The organism is Oscillospiraceae bacterium (assembly GCA_035353335.1).
Taxonomy (GTDB): domain Bacteria; phylum Bacillota; class Clostridia; order Oscillospirales; family JAKOTC01; genus DAOPZJ01.
Genome location: DAOPZJ010000016.1, coordinates 23,412 through 47,712 on the forward strand (window position 1 = coordinate 23,412; position 24,301 = coordinate 47,712).

At 49.9% G+C, this 24,301-nt stretch carries 23 protein-coding genes; 12 read left to right on the forward strand and 11 right to left on the reverse strand.

All coding sequences use genetic code 11. From position 1 onward, the window contains the following. Position 1 precedes the first annotated feature (1 nt). Positions 2-1,294, forward strand: a complete 1,293-nt coding sequence (locus PKH29_04965; protein HNX14186.1) for an MFS transporter — start codon at positions 2-4, stop codon at positions 1,292-1,294. 171 nt (positions 1,295-1,465) lie between these two features. On the opposite strand, the gene PKH29_04970 is transcribed toward PKH29_04965, so the two are convergent. Together PKH29_04970 and PKH29_04975 are read right to left on the reverse strand one after the other, a co-directional pair. Then, positions 1,466-2,638 (reverse strand): Gfo/Idh/MocA family oxidoreductase, encoded by a 1,173-nt coding sequence (locus PKH29_04970; protein ID HNX14187.1) that lies wholly within the window; start codon positions 2,636-2,638, stop codon positions 1,466-1,468. Between the two features lie 21 nt (positions 2,639-2,659). Continuing rightward, a complete protein-coding gene (locus tag PKH29_04975; GenBank protein ID HNX14188.1) occupies positions 2,660-3,520 on the reverse strand; it encodes a sugar phosphate isomerase/epimerase in 861 nt (286 codons plus the stop codon). A gap of 265 nt (positions 3,521-3,785) precedes the next feature. On the opposite strand from PKH29_04975, the gene PKH29_04980 reads away from it, so the two are divergent. The 4 genes from PKH29_04980 (at position 3,786) to PKH29_04995 (ending at position 6,887) form a co-directional block, all read left to right on the forward strand. Beyond that, on the forward strand, positions 3,786-4,076 hold the full coding sequence (locus PKH29_04980; protein HNX14189.1) for a hypothetical protein: 291 nt from the start codon (positions 3,786-3,788) through the stop codon (positions 4,074-4,076). Between the two features lie 385 nt (positions 4,077-4,461). After that, positions 4,462-5,268 (forward strand): ABC transporter substrate-binding protein, encoded by an 807-nt coding sequence (locus PKH29_04985; GenBank protein ID HNX14190.1) that lies wholly within the window; start codon positions 4,462-4,464, stop codon positions 5,266-5,268. Positions 5,269-5,413: 145 nt separating this feature from the next. Next, the gene (locus PKH29_04990; GenBank protein HNX14191.1) at positions 5,414-6,178 is read left to right on the forward strand and encodes an amino acid ABC transporter permease; all 765 of its coding nucleotides are present in this window, start codon (positions 5,414-5,416) and stop codon (positions 6,176-6,178) included. Further along, positions 6,165-6,887, forward strand: coding sequence for an amino acid ABC transporter ATP-binding protein (locus PKH29_04995; protein ID HNX14192.1), 723 nt, complete (start codon positions 6,165-6,167; stop codon positions 6,885-6,887). The genes PKH29_04990 and PKH29_04995 overlap by 14 nt, the downstream gene beginning before the upstream one ends. A gap of 402 nt (positions 6,888-7,289) precedes the next feature. Here the strand turns inward: PKH29_04995 and rpsT are convergent, their stop codons facing one another. Further along, positions 7,290-7,559 (reverse strand): 30S ribosomal protein S20, encoded by a 270-nt coding sequence (gene rpsT, locus PKH29_05000; GenBank protein HNX14193.1) that lies wholly within the window; start codon positions 7,557-7,559, stop codon positions 7,290-7,292. Positions 7,560-7,793: 234 nt separating this feature from the next. On the opposite strand from rpsT, the gene sigK reads away from it, so the two are divergent. Next, complete coding sequence (gene sigK, locus PKH29_05005; protein ID HNX14194.1) at positions 7,794-8,471, forward strand: RNA polymerase sporulation sigma factor SigK; 678 nt, start codon at positions 7,794-7,796, stop codon at positions 8,469-8,471. A 77-nt stretch (positions 8,472-8,548) separates the two neighbouring features. On the opposite strand, the gene PKH29_05010 is transcribed toward sigK, so the two are convergent. The 7 genes from PKH29_05010 to PKH29_05040 all read right to left on the reverse strand — a co-directional run bounded on the left by PKH29_05010 (position 8,549) and on the right by PKH29_05040 (position 17,831). Continuing rightward, positions 8,549-9,139, reverse strand: coding sequence for a hypothetical protein (locus PKH29_05010; GenBank protein HNX14195.1), 591 nt, complete (start codon positions 9,137-9,139; stop codon positions 8,549-8,551). A gap of 146 nt (positions 9,140-9,285) precedes the next feature. Further along, positions 9,286-9,993 (reverse strand): zinc metallopeptidase, encoded by a 708-nt coding sequence (locus PKH29_05015; protein ID HNX14196.1) that lies wholly within the window; start codon positions 9,991-9,993, stop codon positions 9,286-9,288. 7 nt (positions 9,994-10,000) lie between these two features. Further along, complete coding sequence (locus tag PKH29_05020; GenBank protein HNX14197.1) at positions 10,001-10,777, reverse strand: ATP-binding protein; 777 nt, start codon at positions 10,775-10,777, stop codon at positions 10,001-10,003. Positions 10,778-10,798: 21 nt separating this feature from the next. Next, positions 10,799-13,033, reverse strand: a complete 2,235-nt coding sequence (locus PKH29_05025) for a DNA topoisomerase (ATP-hydrolyzing) subunit A (GenBank protein ID HNX14198.1) — start codon at positions 13,031-13,033, stop codon at positions 10,799-10,801. 14 nt (positions 13,034-13,047) lie between these two features. Continuing rightward, a complete protein-coding gene (locus PKH29_05030; protein HNX14199.1) occupies positions 13,048-14,319 on the reverse strand; it encodes a hemolysin family protein in 1,272 nt (423 codons plus the stop codon). Positions 14,320-14,360: 41 nt separating this feature from the next. Continuing rightward, entirely contained in the window at positions 14,361-16,340 is a 1,980-nt protein-coding gene (locus tag PKH29_05035) for a toprim domain-containing protein (GenBank protein HNX14200.1), read from the reverse strand. A gap of 135 nt (positions 16,341-16,475) precedes the next feature. Continuing rightward, positions 16,476-17,831 carry a hypothetical protein gene (locus PKH29_05040; protein HNX14201.1) on the reverse strand — a complete coding sequence of 452 codons (1,356 nt, stop codon included), beginning with the start codon at positions 17,829-17,831 and terminating at the stop codon, positions 16,476-16,478. A gap of 264 nt (positions 17,832-18,095) precedes the next feature. Here PKH29_05040 and rpe point away from each other — a divergent pair, with 264 nt between their 5' ends. Next, positions 18,096-18,749, forward strand: a complete 654-nt coding sequence (rpe, locus tag PKH29_05045) for a ribulose-phosphate 3-epimerase (GenBank protein HNX14202.1) — start codon at positions 18,096-18,098, stop codon at positions 18,747-18,749. Between the two features lie 47 nt (positions 18,750-18,796). Here rpe and PKH29_05050 read toward each other — a convergent pair whose 3' ends face one another. Further along, entirely contained in the window at positions 18,797-19,327 is a 531-nt protein-coding gene (locus tag PKH29_05050; protein ID HNX14203.1) for a hypothetical protein, read from the reverse strand. A gap of 66 nt (positions 19,328-19,393) precedes the next feature. On the opposite strand from PKH29_05050, the gene PKH29_05055 reads away from it, so the two are divergent. From PKH29_05055 to PKH29_05075, 5 genes are all read left to right on the forward strand, one after another. After that, the gene (locus PKH29_05055; protein ID HNX14204.1) at positions 19,394-20,695 is read left to right on the forward strand and encodes an SLBB domain-containing protein; all 1,302 of its coding nucleotides are present in this window, start codon (positions 19,394-19,396) and stop codon (positions 20,693-20,695) included. Further along, positions 20,692-21,651: an RnfABCDGE type electron transport complex subunit D gene (locus tag PKH29_05060; GenBank protein HNX14205.1), complete on the forward strand. Its 960-nt coding sequence runs from the start codon at positions 20,692-20,694 to the stop codon at positions 21,649-21,651. Before PKH29_05055 ends, PKH29_05060 begins: the two co-directional genes overlap by 4 nt. Positions 21,652-21,661: 10 nt before the next feature. Continuing rightward, complete coding sequence (locus PKH29_05065) at positions 21,662-22,516, forward strand: Rnf-Nqr domain containing protein (GenBank protein ID HNX14206.1); 855 nt, start codon at positions 21,662-21,664, stop codon at positions 22,514-22,516. 36 nt (positions 22,517-22,552) lie between these two features. Next, a complete protein-coding gene (locus tag PKH29_05070; GenBank protein HNX14207.1) occupies positions 22,553-23,188 on the forward strand; it encodes an Rnf-Nqr domain containing protein in 636 nt (211 codons plus the stop codon). Positions 23,189-23,277: 89 nt separating this feature from the next. Then, the coding region (locus PKH29_05075) for a putative glycoside hydrolase (GenBank protein ID HNX14208.1) at positions 23,278-24,301 on the forward strand (1,024 nt) is incomplete at its 3' end.

Consider the following 24,301-nt stretch of genomic DNA (forward strand, 5'->3'; position numbering starts at 1 on the left):
CGTGAGCACTAAGCTCTGGAATAAAAATTTCATGATCATCACCGTCGGAACGGTGATTTCGATGCTCGGCAATGCCATCAGCGGTTTTGCCATCGGTCTTCTGGTACTCGACTATACCAAATCGGTCTTTCTGTATTCGCTGTTCATGGTGGCCTACAACCTTCCGAAAATCATCATGCCGATGGTTGCCGGGCCGTATTTGGATAATTTCCCGCGTGCAAAAGTCATCTACTCGCTTGACTTTCTGTCTGCGGCGATCTATTTTGGACTGTTTTTCCTGCTGCATTTCAACATCTTCAGTTTCTGGCCGTTCTTAGCGCTGGCGGTTCTGATCGGTTCGATCGACAGCACTTACCAGACCGCTTACGACAGCTTATACCCGACACTGATCGCAAAAGAACACTACAGCAAGGCCTATTCGATCTCGAGCATCATTTATCCGGTCGCGGCGGTCATGGTGCCGGTCGCGGCGTATGTATATGAAAAACTCGGCAATATGGCACCGCTGTTTCTGTTCAACGCCGTCACCTTTTTCATCGCCGCGGTGATGGAGGTCTTCATCAAAGCACCGGAGACGCATATTCAGCACCGCACGCAAAAATTCACCGCAAAATACTATTTCAACGAATTCAAAGCCGGTGTGGACTACATACGCTCCGAGAAGGGGCTTTTGGTGGTCACTGCTTACTTTTTAATCGCGAACCTCTCCTATTCGACCGGAGGGCTTGCACTGCCCTATTTCAAGAGCACGCCGGAATTGGGCGTCATGGTCTATACCTTCGTGATGGGCGCAAACTTATTGGGACGGCTGGTCGGCGGATTTTTGCATTATAAGATGAAACTGCCCCCGAAGCATAAATTTTCGATCGCATTGACGGTCTATATCACGACCTGCATCCTCGAGGGCGGCTATTTGTTCACACCGATCGGCATGATGATTCCGCTGATGTTCGTGTCCGGTTTGTTTTCCGTCACATCATATAACATTCGGATTGCGGCAACTCAGAGCTATATCCCGAACGATTATCGGGGCCGGTTTAACGGCTCGTTTCAGATGCTGCTTTCGCTTGGGATGATCGCCGGACAACTTGTCACCGGCGCACTCGGTGACCATTTCTCGGCGCGATTAATCATCCTGTTCGGTTATGTGATCAATTTCGCGGCGGTGTTTTTGATCATGCTGCCGGGCGGAAAGCATGTTAAACCCATCTACAATGCTGTCTATGAAAAGCCGACGGAACCTGAGGGTTTAGAGGAGCCGAATCTGACCAATCCTGCTGCGGAAAATGAATAACCAAAATTAATCGCGGGCGGCTTTTTCAAGGCCGCCCGTTTAATTTTACCGAAACCATACAAGTGCACTGAGGCTATGCTTTTGCATGATTTTTTTATTTAAAAATTTCCCATTTCATAAAAATAGACACAAGTAATTTGACTTTACACTTTACATTTATGATTTTTTACTCTAAAAAGTTCCCTCGGTGTTTAAAATCGTTCCGGTGCCCGATTTTGTCATTGTTGAATTCTTAATTTTATCCGCGAGCAGTGATTCGAAGAGCTTTTCGTCGATGTGTTCCGGCTCAACCCACTCACCCGTCCAGGCTGAGAGGTGAATCGCATTCGAGATCGAAAGACCCCGGATACCCTCGATGCCGGGGGCAAGCAGCGGTGTTTTATTCAATACGGCGGAGGCGAAATCGGTCAGGATGCCCGCGTGTCCGAGATGGCATTCGGGGGTCTCCGGCACGGCAATCTCAAGCACCTCGTGCTCCGGTTCGCCGAAACCGGTTTTACAAGTGCTGTTCCATTCGGTCTCGCTGATCTTGTTTTTGGTAAAAATCAATTTATCGTCTTCCAAAACGACTTTACCGTTATCTGCGGAAATTTCGAGCCGGTTGGTACCGGGGGTTTCGAACGTCGAGGTCACAAACAACCCGGTGGCGCCGCTCTCGTATTCCGCGAACGCCGTGACGTCGTTTTCGACTTCGATATTGCGGTGTCTGCCGTTATAGGCATGCGCGTGAATACGTTTCGGTATGCCGCACATCCATTGCCATAAGTCGAGCTGGTGCGGGTCTTGGTTGAGCAGCACGCCGCCGCCCTCACCGCCCCAGGTCGCGCGCCATCCGCCCGAATCATAATAGCTCTGGGAGCGATACCAGTTGGTGATAATCCAGATCACGCGCCGAATTTCGCCGAGCTCTCCGGTCATGATCATCTCGCGCAATTTTTGATAAAGCGGATTGGTGCGCTGGTTATACATAATGCCGAAAACCTTACCGCTCTTTTGCGCAGCTTCGTTCATCTTACGGGCAGCAGAAGTATAGACGCAGATCGGCTTTTCGCACAGCACATTCAAGCCGCTCTCAAGCGCCTTGATTGTGATGTCGGGATGTGCATAATGCGGTGTTGACACCAGCATGCTGTCAAAGATCTTTGAAGCGATTGCCTGTTCGACGCCTTCGAAATAGCGTACGCTCTCTCCGTATTGCTTTTTCGCTGCTTCGAGCTTTTTGGGGTTGTTATCGCAGATCGCGGTGAGTTCCACCCCTTGCGTGATCCCGTCTGCAATGCGTTTGCAATGCAGTGTGCCGATGTTGCCGCAGCCGGTCACGCAAAGCTTGATCTTGTTCTCCATGGCTAATTACTTCCTTTTGTTTCAGGCATTTATGACCTTTTTCATCGCATCTCTGAGGCAGTTCACCGCGAGTTCAAAACGCCCTAAGGCATCCGTGCCACCGCTGAAATTCAATTCCTTTTTGTCCTGCTCCAATGCGGAAAAACCTTTGAAATCGCCGAGATGCGGTTCGAGCGACAAGAACCCGTCGTAACTGTTTTCATATAAGGCCGCGAGCATTTCTTTGATTTCACCGTCTCCGTAACCGGCCGGAACGACGCTTGCATCTGCAAATTTCGCGTCCTTGATGTGGACGTATTCGATATATTTCACAAGCAGCCGATAGGCCTCCATAACCTTTTGACCGCATTGTACAAAATTAGCCGGATCAAATGTCATCTTAAAATTTTCGTCTCCGAGACGCTCCATCAACTGTTTACAGCGCGGTGCGATATCGCCGAAAATCCCCTTTTCGTTTTCATGCAGCAGCACTAAATTCAGGGGTATCGCTTTTTCCTTAAATTTTTCAAGCCGCTCGCAGACAGGTTCAGAATACTGTTGGGCATCCTCACCTTTCGGCATATAAAAGCTGAAGATCCGGATATAGCGCGCGCCCATGATCTGCGCAGCGCCGAGCATGCGCTCAAAAACCGCAAGGTGCGGCGCAAAATCGTCTTTGATTCCGATCTTTCCAACGGGTGAACCGATGGCCGAAACCCGGATATCTTCCCCGTCAAGGCGCTTTTTAATTTCGCGCAGTTCCTGTTCCGAAAACTCCGAAACATTCCTGCCTCCGACGCCTCTCAATTCGAGATGACCGATGCCGCAGCGTCTCATCTCCCGCATCTGCACCGAGAGATCACTGTCTATTTCATCCGCAAAACATGATAACACAAAACTCATTTTTGGTTCTCCTCACCTGTTAAAAAGGACTGAGCTAATTATATAATACATGTCTTATAAGTCAAGCCGAATAGAAAAATTCATATGTTTTGTTAAAAATGCACAAAGTTATGGTTTTGTTTTATCGCATATTTTCTGTTTATACGTTATTGCATTTTTGCAAAAAAGGTGTACACTTTCATCCGTTGCTGTTTTTTGGGCAGTTTAACAATGCCTAGAAACAGCGGCAAAGAATTCAATTCACATACCGAAAGGACAAAGTACCATGAAAAAGTTTCTCGCTATCATCACAGTGATCCTTCTCGCGGCAATCGCATTTGCCGGCTGCACCGCTCCCAAGGCCTCGTCCGAAGCCTCTTCCGAGACATCTTCGGCCGTTTCTGCGGTGTTGTACACCTCCGAAACCGGCTCTGTCGATTCCGCTGTCAGCTCTGTTGATTCTGCGGTCGGTTCATCGGCTTCCTCTGTCGCAGCTTCGGTCGGTTCCGCTGTATCCGCAGCCGTCTCTGCCGCATCCGTGAGCAGCTCCGCGGTGTCTTCTGTCTCTTCAAAGTAAGCCAACAACTTGCTTCGGCAAATTCATCAGATAATGTACAAACAGCAGGAGGGAAGCTTCTCAAAAAAGGAGCCTTCCCTCCTGTCGTAATTCAGACATTCCGCTCCGGAGAAAACTAATTTTGCATTGTTGCATTAAAATACATCATAGCGCCCGATAAATTGCATATTTATTAGTGTACAATGAGATAAATATGTATATAATCGTATATTATTAACATATATCGAATTTTTATTCAAAACCTATTGCATTTTTATTCAAAATAGTGTACACTATCCCTCGTCATTGACTAATGATGTCATTGACTGACGATGTCATCGTCCGACGATGACATCCGCCGCTAAAAATATGGTCGGTACGACATTTCGCAGAAAGGGAAATCATTATGAAAAAAATCATCGCGGTTCTTCTGACAGTTTTGCTCGCTGCAATCGGCTTCGCGGGCTGCGCCAGTTTCAAAAACGAAGTTGACAAGATCAAGGAAAAAGGCGTACTTACCGTTTACACAAACGCCGCTTTCGCTCCGTACGAATATTACAGCGGCACGGAGATCACAGGCGTCGATATCGAAATCGCCAAGGCCATCGCCGCCAAACTCGGCGTCGAGCTCAAAGTCGAAGACGTTGAATTCAACAACATCATCGCAGCCGTCAAAGAAGGCAAATGCGATCTGGGCGTCTCCGGCTTCTCGGTCACAGACGAGCGCAAACAATCCGTCGATTTCTCGGTCGAATATGTCCAGACCCAGCAGTACATCATCGTTTTGGATACAGATGCGGCCGTCACCAATTTTGAGACCCTTGCCGGCCTCAAGATCGGCGTCCAGTTGTCCACCACCGGTGATTATGCCATTGCCGATGCCATTGACAAGGGCGTTTTAAAAGACACGGGCGCAACGGTTGTCCAGTATAAGAATGCGCTGGAAGCCACCGTTGATCTCAAGAACGGCAAAATCGGCGCGGTCGTCATCGACAAAGACACCGCTATGAACATTATTAATAACAACACCGGCCTCAAAGCTATCCCGCTCAATTATGCAGACGGTACCTTTGACGCGGAAAATTACGCCATTGCCATCGCGAAAGAAAATACCACTCTGAAAGCGCTGGTTGACGAAGTCCTCACCGGTCTCATCGGTGACGGCTCAATCGCCAAGTGGATGGCGCAGCACTCGGCTGCTTCTGTCGGCTGATCATCTTCTCCCGTTTAAAAGCAACGGCTTTGCTCAACAGCGGCTTTTGCTGATACACCCGCCTAAATGTACGATCGGCAGGAGGGAATATCCTTTATCGGGAATCCCCTCCTGCAATCGTGTCTCAATGAAAGAGTGAACGCATATGGCTGCAGCAATAACGGTCAATCTCATACAACGCCTGACCGAATGGTGGAACACGGATGCCGCGGCATGGGCGGCAAGCATGGCCGCCAATTTCGAAAAGACTTTTATTACCGACAACCGTTATATGTTTTTTATCAACGGTCTGGGCAACACTCTTAAAATCGCTGCGATGGCGGTTTTGCTCGGCATCGTCATCGGCGTTATCGTGGCCGTCGTCAAAGTCAACGCCACGGAAAAACACTCGAAGCTCAAGTGGCTCGATAAAATTTTCGGTATTTATATCGCCGTGATCCGCGGCACTCCTGTCGTCGTCCAATTGATGATCATGTATTATATCATCCTGAAAAACGTGGAGAGCACCATTGTGGTGGCCGTGCTCGCATTCGGAATCAACTCGGGCGCTTATGTCGCCGAGATCGTGCGCGCCGGCATCATGGCGGTAGACCGCGGGCAGATGGAAGCCGGGCGCTCCCTCGGTCTGACACGGCTTCAGACGATGATTCACATCATTTTGCCTCAGGCAATTAAAAATATCTTGCCTGCGCTCGGAAATGAATTTATCACGGTCATCAAGGAGACCTCGATCGCGGGCTATATCCCGATTACCGACCTCACAAAGGCCGGCGATATCGTCAGAAGCCGAACCTACGAACCGTTTTTCGCGTTGATTATCGTTGCGGTTATTTATTTTGCGGTTGTCTGGATTTTGACACAGGGCTTGAAAGCGCTGGAGAGGAGGTTGGCGAGAAGTGATCGACGTTAGGAATCTGTCCAAAAAATTCGGTGACAATTTGGTACTCAACAATATCACCGAGACGATCAACGCCGGAGAAAAAGTCGTGATCATCGGGCCGTCCGGCTCGGGAAAATCGACTTTTCTGCGCTGTTTGAATATGCTTGAAGAACCGACGTCCGGCGAGATCTTTTACAAAGACAAAAAGCTTGTCTATACCTCAAATGAAATCAATCAGCTGCGTCAGAAGATGGGGATGGTTTTCCAGCATTTCAATCTCTTTCCCCACCTCACGATTTTAGACAATATCACGCTTGCGCCGGTCAAGCTCAAGATTCACAATAAGGCCGAAGCCAAAGAAAACGCCATGCGCTTGCTTGCACGCGTCGGATTGACTGAGAAAGCAACAGCCTACCCGTCGATGCTCTCGGGCGGTCAGAAGCAGCGTATTGCCATCGTGCGGGCGCTTGCGATGAACCCCGAAGTGATGTTATTCGACGAACCCACCTCGGCGCTCGACCCGGAGATGGTCGGCGAGGTGCTCGAGGTCATGCGCGAGCTGGCTGAAGACGGCATGACGATGATCGTCGTGACCCACGAGATGGGCTTTGCGCGGGAAGTCGGCACCCGCGTGATGTTCATGGACGGCGGTGAAATTTTGGAACAGGCGCCGCCGAAGGAATTCTTCACAAGTCCGAAAAACCCGCGCCTTCAGAGCTTTTTGGCTAAAGTGCTATAATTATGACAGACAGTACTTTAATACTGCGCCAATCGCTTACTTCGCATTGCCCGTTGTTATTCCATCCCGCAGCTGTTACGGTACCATCCGATTTCAAACCGAGGGAATGAGCGTTACCCGTGTTCACCGCCATATGAACGTTCCCGGCCGCGGTTGAAATGATACCGCGCGCAGCTGCTTATATCTCATTTGCCGTAATGATTATCTCCAGCAGCAACCGCTGCACCGTCTGATCTGAGGCCGACGGAATGGCGGCAGCCTGCTGCTATAGAAACTGTTTTATAGCGATTCATTGACTCATTCGTCATTATTTGTCTCCATCCGCACCGGACAGCCGGTGGTTTCTCTAAATGAAAACAGACGGTTTAAAGCCGTCTGTCTTTGTTTTATTGAATAACCCGATTACTTGGCCGCCTTTTTGGCGTTGACCGCTTTCATCAGTGAGCTCTTGCGGCGCGCTGCCGTATTCTTTGCGATATGACCTTTCGCGGCCGCCTGATCGACAGCTTTGATGGTGTTCTTAACGGTGGCGTCCATATCTGCGGAACCGCTCTCAATTGCGAGCTTGCCCTTCTTCAGTTCGGTTTTCAGCTCAGATTTGGCCGATTTGTTGGCAACGGCTTTCTTCTGGCCGGACACAACTCTCTTTTGGGCGGACTTGATGTTTGCCATTATATTGACTCCCTTTCAAATTCACAATGTTTCAGCGTTGTTTCGGGCGGTTTTTCATCTTAATCCGACTTCCGGGGAGAACGCTTCCCCCTTCAACATTGTGCCATTATATCATATCACCGCCTCTTTTGCAAGCGTTTTTTTGCAATTTGCGAACTTACCCAGCATATAGTTAGGAAGATAAAGTCGAGCGGCAAAAACCTTGAACACCGACCGGTGAGAAAGGACAGCATAATGATGATGACTTTTTTGGGCGTACCGCTCTCAGCGCTTTTCTTCCTTGCGCTTTATATCAAAGATAAAAACGCGTTTGCGCCGCCGCTTTCCGCCGCAAAGGAAGCCGACTGCCTGCGCCGTATTGAAAAAGGCGATAAAAACGCGCGAAACGAGCTGATTGAACACAATCTGCGCCTTGTTGCCCATATCGCAAAAAAATTTGCCCCCTATCCGCCTGACCAGGAGGATTTGATCTCGATTGGCACAATCGGTCTGATTAAAGCAGCCGACAGCTTCGAACGCAAAAAGGACTTTCGTTTTTCAACCTATGCCTCCAAATGCATCACAAACGAAATTTTGATGCATTTCCGTTCGATTCGCAAATGTTCCAATGACGTTTCGCTGTTTGATCCGGTCGAGACGGAATCCGGCAGCGGCAGCGTACAGATCATCGACACGCTGACCTCGGATTTCGACCTCGAGGATACGGTGCAGCTCAAGCTCGATGTGCAGCGTCTTTATGATGCACTCTCCGCTTTGGACGAACGCAGCCACCGTGTAATTTTACTTCGATACGGGCTTGCAGGAAATCAACCGCTGACCCAATCCGAGATCGCTGTGCATCTCGGCATTTCGCGCTCCTATGTCTCGCGAATCGAAAAGGCCGCGCTTGAAAAATTGAAAGGAGCGCTGTAAAGTTTCTCAGTAAAAAGCTTATAGACAACGAAAAGGCGGTTCAGTGAAGAACCGCCTTTGCTTTCTGATTAAATCTCTTATGCCATCGGAACGAAGTTGACGGAAGAAATCAGGTTGTTGATCGCTGTTTCATCTCTTGTGTCTTCACGGATTGTGTAATCACTGTCGAACATGAACACTTCATCGTCAAGCTGGGTGAAGATGATCTGATAATGCCGGGCAGCACGTGTTTGGACCGAATAATTCACGGAGATTTTATAGGACTCTTTTCCGCCGAAAGTGATCTTTTGCGGTGTCTCGATAATCCATTCCTGAGTGTTATAATATAAGTTCGTGTTGATGTCCGCGATGTATTCGTTCATCACGTCGTCAAGCGTTCTTCCATCCTTAAGTTTCTCCAAAAACCGCATATAAGCCGAGCTGTCATTGTCCACATCCTCCGTGGCGTAAAAGACATAATCGGCAATGTTGGAAAAAACCCAACCAGAGACTTCGCCGTGTTCGGCAGTCCATTTTTCCGCTTTCAGAACCGTTGTCGCGGAAACTTCAGGCACTGAATACTCAGAATATACGCTGCTTGTTTCTTCGCTCTTTTTGCCGCAGCCCGCGAACAGGGTCACTGCCATCACAAGAGCCAATATCATTGCGAGAATACGTGTTTTTTTCAAAATAAACACCAACCTTTCAAGTTATAACGGTATAAAATACCGAGATATCGGGATTGAAAAAATCAAAATCACCCAACAGAATGATATTATAACATGGATTTGTTAAGAAATAAAGAGGGATTTTATGAATGTCGCAAAGTCTCTTTTTAATCTCTTCGTCTTCCGCCGAAAATGAGGAGCAGTCTCAGCAGCTGCGCAAGCGAAACAAGCACCGCTGCGACATAAGTCATTGCGGCAGCGCTCAGAACCGATTTGGCGCCTTTTGTCTCTTCTTCGTCCAAACTGTAAGTCGATTGGATGCCCTCTATCGCCCTTTTAGAGGCGTTGAATTCCGTCGGGAGCGTCACAAGCTGAAACGCCACTGCCGCCGAAAACGCAATGATCCCTGCGAATATCAACCCGGAAAAATTCATAAACAATCCGAACAAAATCAAAATCCAGGAAAGATACGAACCGGTCTGCGCGATCGGATAAATCACGCTCCTGATTTTAATCGGGACGTATTCTTCGGCATATTGTACCGCATGTCCGGCTTCGTGAGCCGCAACGCCGACAGCAGCGATTGAATTGGAATTATATACTGAGTCAGACAGCCGGATCACGTTTGATTTCGGATCATAATGGTCGGTCAGTTCTCCGCCGACCTGCTCAATCCGCACACCGATGACGCCGTTTTTGCGAAGTACGGCCTCAGCTGCCTGCGCGCCTGTCAAGCCGCGCATTGTCCTTATTTTTGAATACTTCGCGAATGTGGATTTCACTTTGATCTGGGCAATCAGCGAGATGATGATTGCCGGAACGATGAGGATGAAATACCACCGGTCGAAACCGATATAATACCCAAAAGTAGGCATGTGCACTTCACTTCCGATCTTCGAGATTTCTTAAATAAAAATCGTACAGTTCAATTACCGCAGGATTATAACGCTCGCCATATTCCGGCACGCCGGCCGAATACATCAGCGTATTGTCGGTGCGTTCGGGAAGTACAATCCGAAATTCATTGCCGGTCTTTCGCTGAACAAACTTCAGATCGCCCCCGTGTGCCTTCGCGACCATCGCGGCTACCGCAAGGCCCATACCGCTGCCGTCAATGTTGTTGACTCCGTCTGCGAGGCCCTTTTCAATGCGCTGTTTCGCCACCCGGTCAACAGGTTTACCGTCGTCAAAGACGGAGATGATGATATTCCCTTTTGATTTTTTCAAAGATAAACCGATGCGTTTATCACAATCTCGCGCGGCGTTGGAAATCAATGAGAATATACATTTTCTGAGGCTCTTCGCGTCTGCGACCGTCATTACGGGCGTCACCGGAAAATCCTCTTCGATCATGACCGCGTTGCCGAGGACTTCCCGGGTCTGCCGGCAAACGGACGAAAGCAACTGAATAATATCACTGTTTTTCGGATAATAGTCCTCTGTCCCGTATTTATACAACGCATAGGCAGTAAACAATCTCAAATAGCGCAGAAGGCGCAAATTATTTTCAAGTAATTTTCCGATGAGTTTTCGTTCTTCTTCATTTGCGCAGACTTCGCAGAGCCGGTCGATGGTCAGCATGTTGCTTGCTATCATCTCTCCGTAATATTTACCGACACGGCTTACGAGTTCATCTACACCCTCAATTTTTTCTTTCATCTTTATGTCCTCCGTCCGCACTCAGGTGAGTCCCAGTTGTTCGGTCTTGATCGGCGTCCCTGCGCGCGGCAGAGAGAACACTTTGTAGACCTCCATATTCTTTGTCATACGTTGAATCATAACCGCTTTTTTCACTTTTCTGCCCGATTTCAGATTGATGACCGTCACGCCGATCGTGTCCCGGCTTGCCTTAGTTTCGAGAAGGTCCGAATCAAAGACCAGACACCGTGCGTCGTTTGTGTAAACGGCGAAATTCTGCGGTTCATTCTCTTTCAGCTGCCAGAAGCCGACGGTTTTGCTCGTGCCGCTGTAACCGCCTAGCAGTTTACGGCGGTTTTGTTTGGTGGCATAACTGCTTAAACTGACTTTGGCGGCCTTTCCGTTTTCAAAGAAGATCAATAAAGAACCGGTGTATTCGGTGACGCAGGTAAAGAATACGATGCCCTCGCCGTCTTCGAAACCGAGTTTTGCGGGCAGATAATCGCCCATCGTTGAGGATTTGCCGTCTTCAAACTCATAAAGACGCGCCTTATAGGCGTTTTGACGGTCGCTGAGGACTAAAATCTCGCTGTTATTGGTCGTTTCAAAAGTCGAGATGATCGCGTCCCCGTCTTTCAGTTTATGTTCTCCCGCATTCTTTACTGCCATCGCGGTCAGTTTTTTCATGTAGCCCTCGCGGGTAAAATAAACGGTGACCGGATAATCGGGCATTTCTGGTTCGGCTGCATCTGCCGCGAAAGCTTCCTCCTGTTCGAGGATGGCGGTTTTACGCGGTGAACCGAATTTTTTGGCGATCTCTTCGAGCTCCCGGATGATGATGCCGTATTGGCGCTGTCTGGATTTGAAATCGAGTTCCAGTTCGGCGATCTCGGCTTCCAGTTTCTCGATGTCGGCAAGACGTTTTAAAATGTATTCGCGGTTGAGGTTGCGCAGTTTAATTTCTGCGACATATTCGGCCTGGATTTTATCGATGCCGAACTCCGCCATCAGGTTGGGGATGACCATTGCCTCTTCCTTGGTATTGCGCACCGTGGCAATGGCACGGTCGATGTCGAGCAATATCAATTCAAGCCCGCGCAGTAAGTGCAGAAGATCTTTGCGTTTTTTCAAATCGAAGAAAATTCGGCGTTTGACGCACTCAACCCGGAATGCCGTCCATTCCGACAGGATTTCTTTAACGCCCATCACCATGGGTGTCGCGCCGATCAGAATATTAAAGTTGGCGGAAAAAGAATCTTCAAGCGTCGTCGATTTAAAGAGCTTTGCCATCAACGCATCGGGATCGGTACCGCGCTTTAGGTCAATTGCGATGCGCAGGCCGTTCAAATCGGTCTCGTCGCGGATATCGGAGATTTCTTTGATCTTCCCGGCTTTGACTAATTCGACGATTTTATCGATGATGGCCTCGACGGTCGTGGTCGGCGGAATCCGGGTGATTTCAATTCGGTTCTCTTTGTTATCCGCAATATAGACGGAGCGGACTTTGACAGTTCCGCGCCCGGTATTATAGATTTCCTCCAGTGCCGCCCTGTCGTAGATCAACAACCCGCCGCCCGGAAAATCGGGGGCGATGAGCGTTTGAATAACGTCGTGTTCCGGATTTTTCAACAATGCAACCGCAGTCTCACAGACCTCCTTGAGATTGAACGGGCAGATATTGCTTGCCATTCCGACCGCAATGCCGGTGTTTGAGTTGACCAAAACGCTCGGAAAACGAACCGGAAGCAGGGTCGGCTCAGTGGTGGTGGAATCGTAGTTATCGACAAATTCGACGGTGTCGCTGTCAATGTCAGTGAACAATTCTTTGCAGACCTCGGTCAGTTTTACCTCGGTATATCGGGAAGCGGCATAGGCCATATCGCGTGAATAGGCCTTTCCGAAGTTGCCCTTTGACTCGACATACGGCACCAACAGAGATTCGTTGCCGCGTGTCATGCGAACCATCGTCTCATAAATGGCGCCCTCTCCGTGCGGATTAAGGCGCATGGTCTGCCCGACGACGTTGGCTGATTTGGTCAGCGAACCGCCGAGAAGCCCCATCTTATACATTGTATATAGGAGTTTTCGGTGTGAGGGCTTGAAGCCGTCGATCTCGGGGATGGCTCGTGAGACGATCACGCTCATCGCGTAAGGCAAATAATTGACTTCAAGCGTGTCGGTGATAATCTCATCGCGGACTTCTCCGCTGCCCGGAATATAAGCTGCTGCGGTTTTATGCTGCACCTGTTTTTCTTCTTTTTCCTTGCGTTTTTTCAAGGTTTAGCTCCTTTTCAAGGATTTTTTTCGTCCTTCGTCTCCGCTTTTTGGGCCCGCTTGAGCAGCAGCGTGTTGGCTTTTCGCTCGTCTGCGTCTGTCACGGTGAACTCGAAGCCGTCGCCTTCGTAATGATCGCCCGTCTCGGGGATCTTATTGAGCTTGTCGGCTATCCAACCGTTGACCGTGGCGAATTCCTCCGCTTCATCCCGTGAGATATCGATCAGCGTCGTCAGTTCCTCGAGATCGGCGCTGCCGTTAATCCGGTATTCTTCTTCACCCACCAGCGAAATATCGGTTTCTTCTTCGGTATCGTCGTGCTCGTCGTAGATCTCTCCGACCAATTCCTCTAGGATATCTTCCATCGTCACAATGCCGAGCGTGCCGCCGTATTCGTCGGTGACCACGGCCAAATGGGTTTTGGAAGTCTGAAGCAGTTTCAACAGCGTCGAGATAGACATGACTTCGGGTACGAAGCTGATCGGTTTGATCAATTCCTCGATCGGTCTGCAGCCGGTGTGTAAATTCGCGAAAAAGTCTTTTTGCGTGATGACACCGAGGATATTGTCGATGCTCTTCCGATAGACGGGAAGGCGCGAAAAACCGCTCTCAAAAAACACTTTTTCGATCTCTTCGGGGCTGTCCTCGATATCGGCGGCTTCAACCGCAACACGCGGCGTCAGAATGTCGGAGGCCTTCCGGTCATTGAACCGGATGGCGCTTCGGATGAGTTCACCCTCATCTTCATCGAGCGTTCCCACCTGCCGGCCCTCTTCAATAATGGTTAAAAGCTCGGCTTCGGTAATTGCCGATTCATCATGTCCACGACGATTCAAGAATTTTTGCCACTGGGAAAATAAAAATGAGAACGGTGTGAGAATGATCATCAGCGCTTGCATTGAACGCGCACAAGACATCGCATAACGCTCCGGAGCCCGCTTCGCAATGGTTTTCGGGGTGATTTCCCCAAACAGCAAAACGAGAATCGTCATTGACACGGTAGAGACGGTTGCTCCGATATCTCCGAAAAATTTAATGCATAAAACTGTTGCGATCGTTGTAGACGCGATATTGACCAGATTGTTCGCGATCAGCACCGTGGTAAGAAACTTATCGTATTGCCCGAGCATCTTCAATACCCGTTCGGCCTTCTTTTCGCCGTTGGCGGCAAGGCTTTTCAGCCGTATTCTGCCGGCAGTGGAAAACGACATTTCCGCAGCGGACGAATAAGCGGAGAACAGAATTAAAACAAACAGCGTGAGCAATAACGGTAAGTCTTCGGTACCCATATACACCCTTTTCCTTAATAACCGAAAATAACTGCGGTTATTTATGAAATATCGGCCAACTCGATATACTGTGCGCCTTTTTGAGCGATGATTTCTTTTCGCCCGGCGAGATTGTCCCCGAGCAGCACGTCAAATGCCTCCACCGTCGCCTCGAAATCGGTCGGGGTGACGCGGATCAAGCGTCGCGTTTCGGGGTTCATTGTGGTCTCCCACATCATCTCGGGCTCGTTTTCGCCGAGTCCTTTGGAGCGCTGGATCGTGAATTTTTTGCCCTCAAGATTAGGCAAAATCTCAGCCTTTTCTTTCTCGGTATAGGCGAAGTAACTCATGTTTCCGCAGGTGATCTCATATAACGGTGACTCGGCGATATAGATAAATCCCTTATCGATTAATTGGGGCATCAACCGGAAAAACAAAGTCATGATCTGCGTTCGGATATGAAAACCGTCGACGTCGGCATCGGTGCAGATGATGATCTTATTCCAGCGCAGCCGGTCGATATCAAAGGTTTCTATGCCTTTCGCGGCTTTGGTGTGCAGTTGAACACCGCAGCCGAGTACTTTTATGATATCGAGAATGATCTCATTGTTGAATATCTTGTCGTAATCCGCCTTCATGCAGTTTAACGGCTTGCCGCGTACCGGCATGATGGCTTGGAAATCAGCGTCCCGCGACAGTTTGCACGAACCGAGCGCCGAATCGCCCTCAACGATATAGAGCTCGCGCCGGTCGAGGTCTTTTGTACGGCAGTCGACGAATTTTTGCACCCGGTTGCCGATATCCAACGCTCCGCCGATTTTCTTTTTCAGGTTGATGCGGGTCTTTTCGGCGTTCTCACGGCTGCGCTTGTTGACTAACAACTGGTCGGCGATCTTCGCGGCGTCGTCGGGATTTTCCAAAAACCAGACCTCGATGTTGTGCTTTAAAAAATCGGTCATAGCGTCCTGAATGAATTTGTTGTTGATCGACTTTTTCGTCTGGTTTTCGTAGCTGGTTTGGGTTGAGAATGAACTTGTCACGATCGCAAGGCATTCCTCGATATCGCCGAATGTGAGCTTTTCCTCGCCCTTTGTATAGCGGTTTTTATTTTTCAGATAACTGTCAAACATGGCCACAAAAGCCAATTTCACCGCCTTTTCGGGCGCGCCGCCGTGTTCGAGCGGGCTGGAGTTATGAAAATATTCGATGATGCGGTTTGTGTTGGAATAAGTCACCGCAACATTGAACTTGACTTTATACTCGGGTTTGTCCTCGCGGTCGCGGCCGGTACGTTCGGCCTGCCAGAATTTGATCGGCACGATTGCCGTTTCTCCCGTGATCTCCCTGAGGTAGTCAACGATGCCGTCTTTGAAGCAGAACTCGTGCTTTTCGGTACCCGCGTCGTCCTCCCAATTCAAAAAAATCCGCAGACCCGCGTTGACAACCGCTTGTTTGTTGCAGAGCTGTATAAAGTAATCTTTGCCGATGGCGATGTCGGTGAATACCTCATCGTCGGGCAGCCATCGGATTCTCGAGCCGGTGTGGTTATATTCGCATTTTTTACGCTTGAGCCCGCCGACGTTTTCGCCGCGCTCGAAGTGCAGCGTATATTCATATTCATCGCGGTGGATGATAACATCCATCCACCGGGAGGCATACTGAGTCGCGGCAAGTCCCAGGCCGTTCAGACCGAGAGCGAACCCGTATCTTCCGCCGTCTTCGTTTTGATATTTGCCGCCCGCATAGAGTTCGCAGAACAGAAGTTCCCAATTGTAACGTTCTTCTTTTTTATTGAATTCGACCGGTATTCCGCCCGCAAAGTCCTCGATCTCAATCGAGCCGTCGGAATGCCGGGTGACATAAATCTTGCTGCCCCTGCCCTCTCTGGCCTCGTCGATCGAATTCGAAAGGATCTCGAATACCGCGTGTTCGCAGCCCTCGATTCCATCCGAACCGAAAATGACGCCCGGGCGTTTACGGACTCTGTCCGCGCCTTTTAACGAAGAAATGTTTTCGGTTGAATTCTTCTCTGTCTTCGGCATCTGAGCCCTCCGCTCGTCTTTATCTATCAACGATATCTGAATATTGATGTATTTTTATTTTTGAATGCTACAAACCGAATCGGGCTTATTTTTCAACTGCCCCGTGATCCCTGAAGTCAACAAAAAACGTTTCTCTTAATAATCGCTTAAATAGATGATTTTCCCGGACAGATCCACTCCTGCGACCATGTATTTCATCGAACTTTTCGCAGGCAGAGCCCCGATTACTTCCGCGGCGGGAATATCAGCATTAAATATGATTCTGTAAAGGATCATGCGGCTGTATCCGCTTTCGGTGTGATAAGCCTTTAATAACAGATTCCCGTCGGGATATAAAAACAGTTCATACGTGTTATTTTCCGTCGTACCGGTAATCGGAATATAGCGGTTTTCTGCCGGCTGCGTCAAAATGGTGCTCTTCAACGAATATTTCCCCTGCGTACTGGGTGTATAGAGGTTGACGCTCATGCTTGTCCACCACGCGGAATAGGGATCCATCGTTATGCCGTATATCCAACCGCCCCGTATGATGCCGGTACGCAGCGTCTGCGGAAGAGAAACAGTGCTGCCGGAAGAAGTGTTGACCACGATCCAGCATGTGCTCGGTTCTTCCGAATCCGGTGTAAACAAGGCTGAATATAACGCGGCATTTCCGGAAGAATCGATTTGTATCGCTTGAATCAGCGGCGCGCCGGAACTGATGTCCACCGGAGAATACAGCCCGTCTTTGGCATAAAAAGTTTTTGCGGTGCGGCCCAGATTATCGATGACGGCGATCATGAGTTTGGTCTTGTACAGGTCGGACAGCTCGCCCGCCCCGGGAATCTTTTCGGCGATCGAAGCGATATATTGATCGGTATTTCGGTCATAAGTCATTCCGGTAATGATGTATTTTCCGTCGGGATCGTTTGCCACAAGCGATGTGATCTCAAAGTATTTATCGACAGAAGAGAAATCAACCGCTGAGAAAAACATAATCTGCCTGTTAGCGGTAAAGAGCAAATCGTTTCCCGCCCAACAAACGGTATCAAGCGCGAACATCGGCGTGGACGAAATCGTTTTTACCCCTGTCGCCATATCAAGAATCACGCCGAAACAGTGGTCGCTGCCGCCCGCGTCGGTACCTGCCTTTTTATAGAGAAACAATTTCGTACTATCGGGTGAAAGCGGTCCGGCTACATATTTTTCTCCGGCAGGAAATTCAGCTGAAGTGACGGTGGCGCCTGCCGAATCGGTGGCATAGACACGCTGGATGTTGGTGCTCTCGTTATATTGAACAAAAAATTCGCCCAAAGCCTCCATGGACGCCGCCTGAACCGTCGGGTCCACCGAAGCGAACGCATAGCTCGTTTGATCAATCGTTCTTGAAGTATCGGAAATCGGAACATATTCTTCGCCGGAGTCGATGACCCGGCCGCAAGCCGCCGTCAAGACGAGAACCGTCAGCAGGGACGCACAACCGTACTTTACCCAATCCCTTCTGCACTTCATGGAGTAACCTCCCAAAAAACGTTTAGGCATATCAATGCCTTTGTTATCAATGGCACTCAAAACGCCGGTTTCATAATATCATAATACCCAAAAAAATTCAAGCGTCTGCGTCCCGCCTCGACTCCGCGTGAAACAGAATTGTCAAATGTTGTTCGTTTGCAATCCCATTATGTTTATGTTATAATAGGAACAATTTTGGGCAGGATTTCCGGTCGGAATATCCGCCGGACGCTTCCCCAAAAACATATTCGGAGCGAAAACTTCATGAGAAAAATCAAAATCGCGCCTTCAATTCTCTCCGCCGATTTTTCCGCGCTCGAAGCCGACTGCAACTCGGTACTCGAAAGCGGTGCGGATCTGCTCCATGTGGACGTCATGGACGGCCACTTTGTTCCGAACATCAGTTTTGCGTTTCCGGTCATCGCCTCGATGCGCAGACGAAGCGATGCTTTTTTCGATGTCCACATCATGATCAGCGAGCCGCAGAAATATATCGGCAGATTCGCCGAAGCCGGAGCCGACGGAATTACGTTTCACCTCGAAGCCGACGGCAACCCGTTTATCACCGCAGATATGATCCGCAAAACCGGAAAGACCGTCGGTGTCTCCGTCAAGCCGGGAACGCCCGCAGAATCGGTTTATCCGCTGCTTCCGGTTGTCGACCTTGTGCTTGTCATGACCGTTGAGCCCGGATTCGGCGGGCAGAGTTTTATGGAAGAGATGCTTCCGAAGATCGGGGCGATCCGGAAAGAAGCCGACCGAATCGGCAAAAAAGACCTCATTGTTGAAGTGGACGGCGGAATCGACGATAAAACGGCTCCGCTCGTCATTCAGGCCGGAGCTGATCAACTCGTCGCCGGATCATTTGTTTTTCAGGCGAAAGACCGAAAAAAAGCGATCTCTTCTCTCAGATCGTAACGGCCGAAAGAAAAGATCGTTTTTAAGTACAGCGGTACCTTGTGATTTTATCGCTGCGGCCTCAGCAGTTTGCCGAATACGTCCCCGTCCGCAATCAACAGGAAATCGGAAAAACAAATGCTCTCATCGAGGTCTTTACGCAGCACGGCGAATTCGGACACGGTATCCGTAACATTTTCTTTTTGTTCCTCCATCGTCAGGAAAAACCGATTTTCGCTCTCGAATAATTTCATGCCTTCCGCTGCCGGGTTTAACTCCTCCCCGCACCGCTCGGCAAGTTCGTACAGGTCCGACAACCGTCCGAATTCATAGACCACGCGTTTGGGCTTTGAGGTGCGAATCAGGATCCTGCAGCCGTTTTTACGTCGGTAAGCGTTTACGAAATATTTGTCGGCTCCCGGAAAATCGAATCTCCGCTTGCAGCCGCAAATCAAATCCGCGACCAGACGGCGGGTCGGCTCATTCGAATAATCGAGCGACGGAAAATCCAATCCGTAAGCGGCAAGTTCCTCGGCACTCATCATAATGATAAAATTGTTTTCGGTTGTTGAAGTGATCTTCATTTCTGATATTCGCATCCTTTCAAGGATATAGTTCGATTTTACCCTTGCACAGTCCGACTTTCAAGAGGTGGTTTTTGGCATATGCCAGACATCAGAGGCCGCGGAATCGTTTTCAGACAGCGCAAGAATTCGATTTTAACCGCTCCGATAAAAGAATATCAAGCAAGCGAACATCTCTCGGTGCCGATTTCTCCCGGTGCTGAGGTGCATTTTGCCATTGGCTCAAAAGTGACGCAAAATGAACTTTTGGCTGTCGACGAAGAAACCGGCATCAACATTTATTCGCCCTGCACCGGTATACTGGACAGCATCGTCCCTGCCGAACATCCTTTGCTCGGCAACTGCGATCTGCTTAGGCTGACTGTTGCCGGAAAGACCGAATTGCGGGAATCCGTTCAACTCAAACTCGGAGAAGGTATGCTCTCCTATCAGGATATCGCCGGCATCATTGATACTCTCGACGGAAAACCGCTTGCGCACAAACTGAAGGAGTTTTCGGCAAACGGAATTGCAGTTCTCGCCGCGGATGCGATCGAAGACCAATCATTTGTCTGCAGTGAAAACGGCGTGTTATATCATTACTATGCTCTTGTTGAAGAAGGATTAAAAATCGCAGCTGAACTCTGCGGCATCAAAAAGACCCAGGTTTTCGTCTATTATCGGCGTGACCATTCGGAGACAGAGCTCAAATTCGACAGCAGCATTACGGTCGTCTGCGGAAAATATCCCGCGAGAGTTCCGTTCTTGTCAATAAACAAAAAGAAAATCGGTTTTATCAGCGCCCAGGCCTGTTATGACCTCGTCAAACTCGTCCGAACGGGCGAACAGCAGCTTTCGACGATAATCACTGTCGCCGGACACCATATCACCAAGCCGTGCAATGTCCGCGTACCTGTCGGGACTCCGATCGGAGAGGTGATCGATTTCTGCGAACCGGACAACAGCCCTGCCTTGGTCGTGATCGGCGGGCCGATGACAGGCAAATATACGGAGGATCTCACAACGCCCGTTTATCCGGGCATGGGTGCGGTTTTGTTGCTGGAACCCATCGCAATCCGGGAGATGTCCAACTGCTGGGGCTGCGGGGAGTGCGTCCGCTGCTGCCCTCAAGGGCTGATGCCGCTTTATATCGCGCGTTTTTCCCGACACGGGAAGCTCTCCGACTGCAGAGATTTCGGCGCTCTGCACTGCATCGAATGCGGCTGCTGCAGTTACGTCTGTACCGGCGGCATTAACCCGATGTCCTTCATTCAAAGCGTAAAAAGCCAACTTCACTCCTATCAAACAACTCACCGCGCAAAAGACCAGCCGAAACGCAGACACCCTTTGTCGTCCGACTCTCCCGAAGTGACGGCACACTTGAAAGAGGGAGAAGAAAGATGAAACTGATCAAAACCTCTCCACCGTTTATCAAATCCGGAAAGTCCCAGAGTGCCTCGATGAAACGGATGATTGTATGTCTGGGGCTCGCACTGATTTATGCGGTTTTCTTTTTCGGGCTCCGGCTGCTTGTCAACGCAATCATCAGCATCATCATCTGTGAATTCTGCGAGCTCATCGTTTCCGGATTGGTCCGTCTCCCGAATACGGCAAAAGATCTCTCCGCGATTGTCACCGCGCTGATCATTGTTTTGCTCTTGCCTGCGGCAGTTCCGCTCTGGTTAATTTTAATTGCGGATGCCTTTGCGGTCTTTATCGCAAAAGCGGTATTCGGCGGTCTCGGACATAATCCGTTCAACCCCTCCGCTTGTGCGATTGCGTTTATCACCGTGTGCTGGCCGAAATATATCTTCCGGTATCCGACCGTTCCCCAGATGCTTCCGGTGTTTTCCGCCGATTTGTCCAAAGTGACTTATGGTTCCTCGGTGCTCGCCTATCTCAATGCGGGCGGCGTTGCGCCGTACCGCCTTTCCGATATCTTTTTCGGCGCAGTGCCGACAGCTGCGGGCACAGGCTGCGGTTTACTGCTGCTTGCCTGTTTTATTTATCTCTCCGTCAAACGGACGATTCATTGGAGAATCACGGCCGCGTTTTTGCTCACCTTTACACTTCTTTCTGCCGTTTTGCCCCGCGCGGGACTTTGGTATATCTCGGCATTTTCCGAGGTTTTCTCAGGATATCTTCTTTTCGCGGCTGTCTTTATGCTGACCGATCCGTCCACCTCACCGAAATCCGATATCGGCGGGATTATTTACGGCGTCATCTGCGCGATTGCGGTTATACTGATGAGGCGGTACGGCATCTACGAAGAGAGTTTGTGTTTTGCTTTGATTATCTGCAATGCGATTGCTCCGACCCTTGACAGATGGGTCGCCTCAATCCCCGAAAGGCGGTTGTGAGGTGCCACACTTGAAACAAGTTCGGAAAAGCAAACAAAAGCCAATGCTTTCAAAACCTAAAAAACAATATACCGAAATGTCCGGTTATCAGCTCCGTCTGCGCAGAGCTTTTGATAATCAACTTGACCGTGCTGTCGTTCAAAGCGCGAAAACTACAATGCGGGGTCTCGCAAGAACAGCGAACATCAAACCGATTGATAATTATAATTATGATGACCGGCTGCACGAGACCAATGCGAAAAACGTTTTTCGGAACGGCCTTCTTCTTAACAATCCCATACTGTTCAACGCCCTCGGCGTAACGGTTCTGATCGGCGCCTGCGATACGCTCTTCAAAGCATTGGTGATTTCGGGCGTTACTCTTGCGCTGATGCTGGTCACGGAGCTGCTGACCTCTTTGTTTTATAAGGACTTCGACACTCCGATGCGGATGACCGCGTACGTTCTGACAGCTGCTGTGTTATTGGCTTTAATCGCCCCGCCGATTTTCAACCGCTACCCTGCGCTTGTGTCATCTCTGGGTATCTATCTTCCGCTTTTATGCATCACCGGACTTTTGACGGTGCGCTGCGAAACTTTTGCTTCGGTCAATACCGCCGGGCTCGCTTTCGCGGATGCAATCGGCTGCTCCTGCGGATTCGGGTCAATCGCAATTCTCTTCGGAGTACTGCGTGAATTTTTTTCGGCAAATTCTTTTGCGGGCATTATTATCGGTAAAGGGCACACGCTCCCGGCTGCCTCGATGGCATTTTTCGCTTTTTTGATGCTCGGTCTGCTTTCGGCGCTCGCTCAGCGGCTCAGACGGTTCTGGTTCAGACGACGTCAGTCGGACCTTGAGGATGCCGTTGAAGAGGATAAATTATAAATTCTTGAATCTTACCTCGAAAGGAGAGCCATACAGATGGGCGAATTCACACATTTGGTGACCATAGCGATTGCCGTGATTTTCGCGGAGAATTTGTTTTTCTCACGCGCACTCGGTACCGAAGTCGTAGTCCGGATCATAGCCCACCCCAGAGACTTTTTCAAATTCAGCCTGATTCTCACGACAGTGACGGTGCTCTCCTCGGCAACAGGCTGGATGCTCGATTCGGCGATTACAGCGCTCGGGTTCACTGTTTATTCCACATACTATGTCGGCAAATCGCTGGCTTATGTCATCAGCCTGATTGGGATGTATCTGATCGCCGATGCGGTTTTGCATCGGACTGCACCCGTTTTTTATCGCGGTATCTCCAAAATTCTGCCCATCGCGGTATTCAATACCGCCGCGTTGGGCGCTCCGCTCCTGCTGACCAGGCTCCGTCCTACACTCCTGACAGGGCTGCCCGGCAGCAACTTTTTGGGTGCTCTGGTCTTTGGCGTAGCGGTCGGAATCGGTTTTATTTTTGCCCTCTTGCTTATGACGGAAGGTATACGGCAAATCGATGCGATGGATCTTCCCGACGCCTTTGACGGATTACCCGCACGCTTCATCTATATCGGTCTGCTCGCACTCGCTTTTGCGGGTGTTGCCGGCCGCCAGACGCTGTTATGATACTAATTTTCATGAAATAAATGTATAATCAATATATGACATTGATTCCCGAGAGTAAACATCTTCAAAACGTATAGGAGGTCTCGTCAATGAAGATCAAACGGTCGAAGTACATGTACAGAAAAAAGCGCCCGTGGATGACGATCGCGGTAATCGTTATCTGCGTCGCGGCACTGTTTGGGCTGGGCTGGCTGCTGTCGGCTGCGCTGCCCGGTATGTTATCTCAAAACAGTTCGCCGGTTTCCTCTTCGACGTCCGAATCTTCAGCTCCGGTATTGTCCGAAATTTCATCATTGCCTCCGGAGTCCCTCCCTGTCTCCGAAACCTCAATGCCGTCACAACCCTCCGAGCCGATATCGGCCATGAAATCTGTCTCGCCGCAGGGCGCGGCGCTCTATGATGATACGGCGCTTGCGCAATTTTGCTTAGACGCGAAAACCGCCGGAGCGGATACCGTCATCATCGACGTGAAAACCGTCGATTCTTATATGATCTACACCGACGTCGGCTTCAGCAAAACCGTCGGCGTTTCCGGAGCCGAATATGCCGCGATTGCCGCCACCGGCGGCATCGACCCGCTCTATACCGCCCGAAAGGACCTCTACAGTGCCGTCACCACCATCAAAGCGGCAGGTCTGAAAGCCGTCGCACGCATCAACTGTTTTATGGACTGCAATGCCGGACGCATTTTGAAAGGCGCGAAAACCGTCACTGCCGCCGGCACAACCTGGGTCGACGATTCTCCTTCAAAGGGCGGAAAGAGCTGGCTGAACCCCTATTCCGAAGCTGCCGGAACCTATAATCTCACAATTGCCTCCGACTGCGCGGCAGCCGGATTTGACGCTGTCATCGCGGACTTTGTGCAGTTCCCGGTCGGCCCTTCATTAAGTTTGATTAATTACGGCCCCGACGCGGTTACTATTTCCCGTTCGCAGATTCTGACGCGATTTATGCAGAACTTGGTCGACAATACCGGCATCCCGGTCTTTTTGACCGTTCGCAATTTGACCGCAGAAGGCTCGGCCGAATTCGGCGGGAGCCCGTTCGGTTATCAAATCAACGGGCTTGCCGGTTATGTCGCGGTGTTGAACGCCCCCGCATCACCGCGCAAAA

Bases quoted from the DNA above. Each gene is read 5' to 3' on its own strand.
- PKH29_04970 (HNX14187.1), bottom strand. From the start codon at position 2,638: ATGGAGAACAAGATCAAGCTTTGCGTGACCGGCTGCGGCAACATCGGC.
- PKH29_05015 (HNX14196.1), bottom strand. From the start codon at position 9,993: ATGCCTACTTTTGGGTATTATATCGGTTTCGACCGGTGGTATTTCATC.
- PKH29_04980 (HNX14189.1), top strand. From the start codon at position 3,786: ATGAAAAAGTTTCTCGCTATCATCACAGTGATCCTTCTCGCGGCAATC.
- rpe (HNX14202.1), top strand. From the start codon at position 18,096: ATGAGAAAAATCAAAATCGCGCCTTCAATTCTCTCCGCCGATTTTTCC.
- sigK (HNX14194.1), top strand. From the start codon at position 7,794: ATGATGATGACTTTTTTGGGCGTACCGCTCTCAGCGCTTTTCTTCCTT.
- PKH29_05040 (HNX14201.1), bottom strand. From the start codon at position 17,831: ATGAAGTGCAGAAGGGATTGGGTAAAGTACGGTTGTGCGTCCCTGCTG.
- PKH29_05035 (HNX14200.1), bottom strand. From the start codon at position 16,340: ATGCCGAAGACAGAGAAGAATTCAACCGAAAACATTTCTTCGTTAAAA.
- PKH29_05030 (HNX14199.1), bottom strand. From the start codon at position 14,319: ATGGGTACCGAAGACTTACCGTTATTGCTCACGCTGTTTGTTTTAATT.
- rpsT (HNX14193.1), bottom strand. From the start codon at position 7,559: ATGGCAAACATCAAGTCCGCCCAAAAGAGAGTTGTGTCCGGCCAGAAG.
- PKH29_05050 (HNX14203.1), bottom strand. From the start codon at position 19,327: ATGCGAATATCAGAAATGAAGATCACTTCAACAACCGAAAACAATTTT.
- PKH29_05070 (HNX14207.1), top strand. From the start codon at position 22,553: ATGGGCGAATTCACACATTTGGTGACCATAGCGATTGCCGTGATTTTC.
- PKH29_05060 (HNX14205.1), top strand. From the start codon at position 20,692: ATGAAACTGATCAAAACCTCTCCACCGTTTATCAAATCCGGAAAGTCC.
- PKH29_05055 (HNX14204.1), top strand. From the start codon at position 19,394: ATGCCAGACATCAGAGGCCGCGGAATCGTTTTCAGACAGCGCAAGAAT.
- PKH29_04975 (HNX14188.1), bottom strand. From the start codon at position 3,520: ATGAGTTTTGTGTTATCATGTTTTGCGGATGAAATAGACAGTGATCTC.
- PKH29_05020 (HNX14197.1), bottom strand. From the start codon at position 10,777: ATGAAAGAAAAAATTGAGGGTGTAGATGAACTCGTAAGCCGTGTCGGT.
- PKH29_04990 (HNX14191.1), top strand. From the start codon at position 5,414: ATGGCTGCAGCAATAACGGTCAATCTCATACAACGCCTGACCGAATGG.
- PKH29_04985 (HNX14190.1), top strand. From the start codon at position 4,462: ATGAAAAAAATCATCGCGGTTCTTCTGACAGTTTTGCTCGCTGCAATC.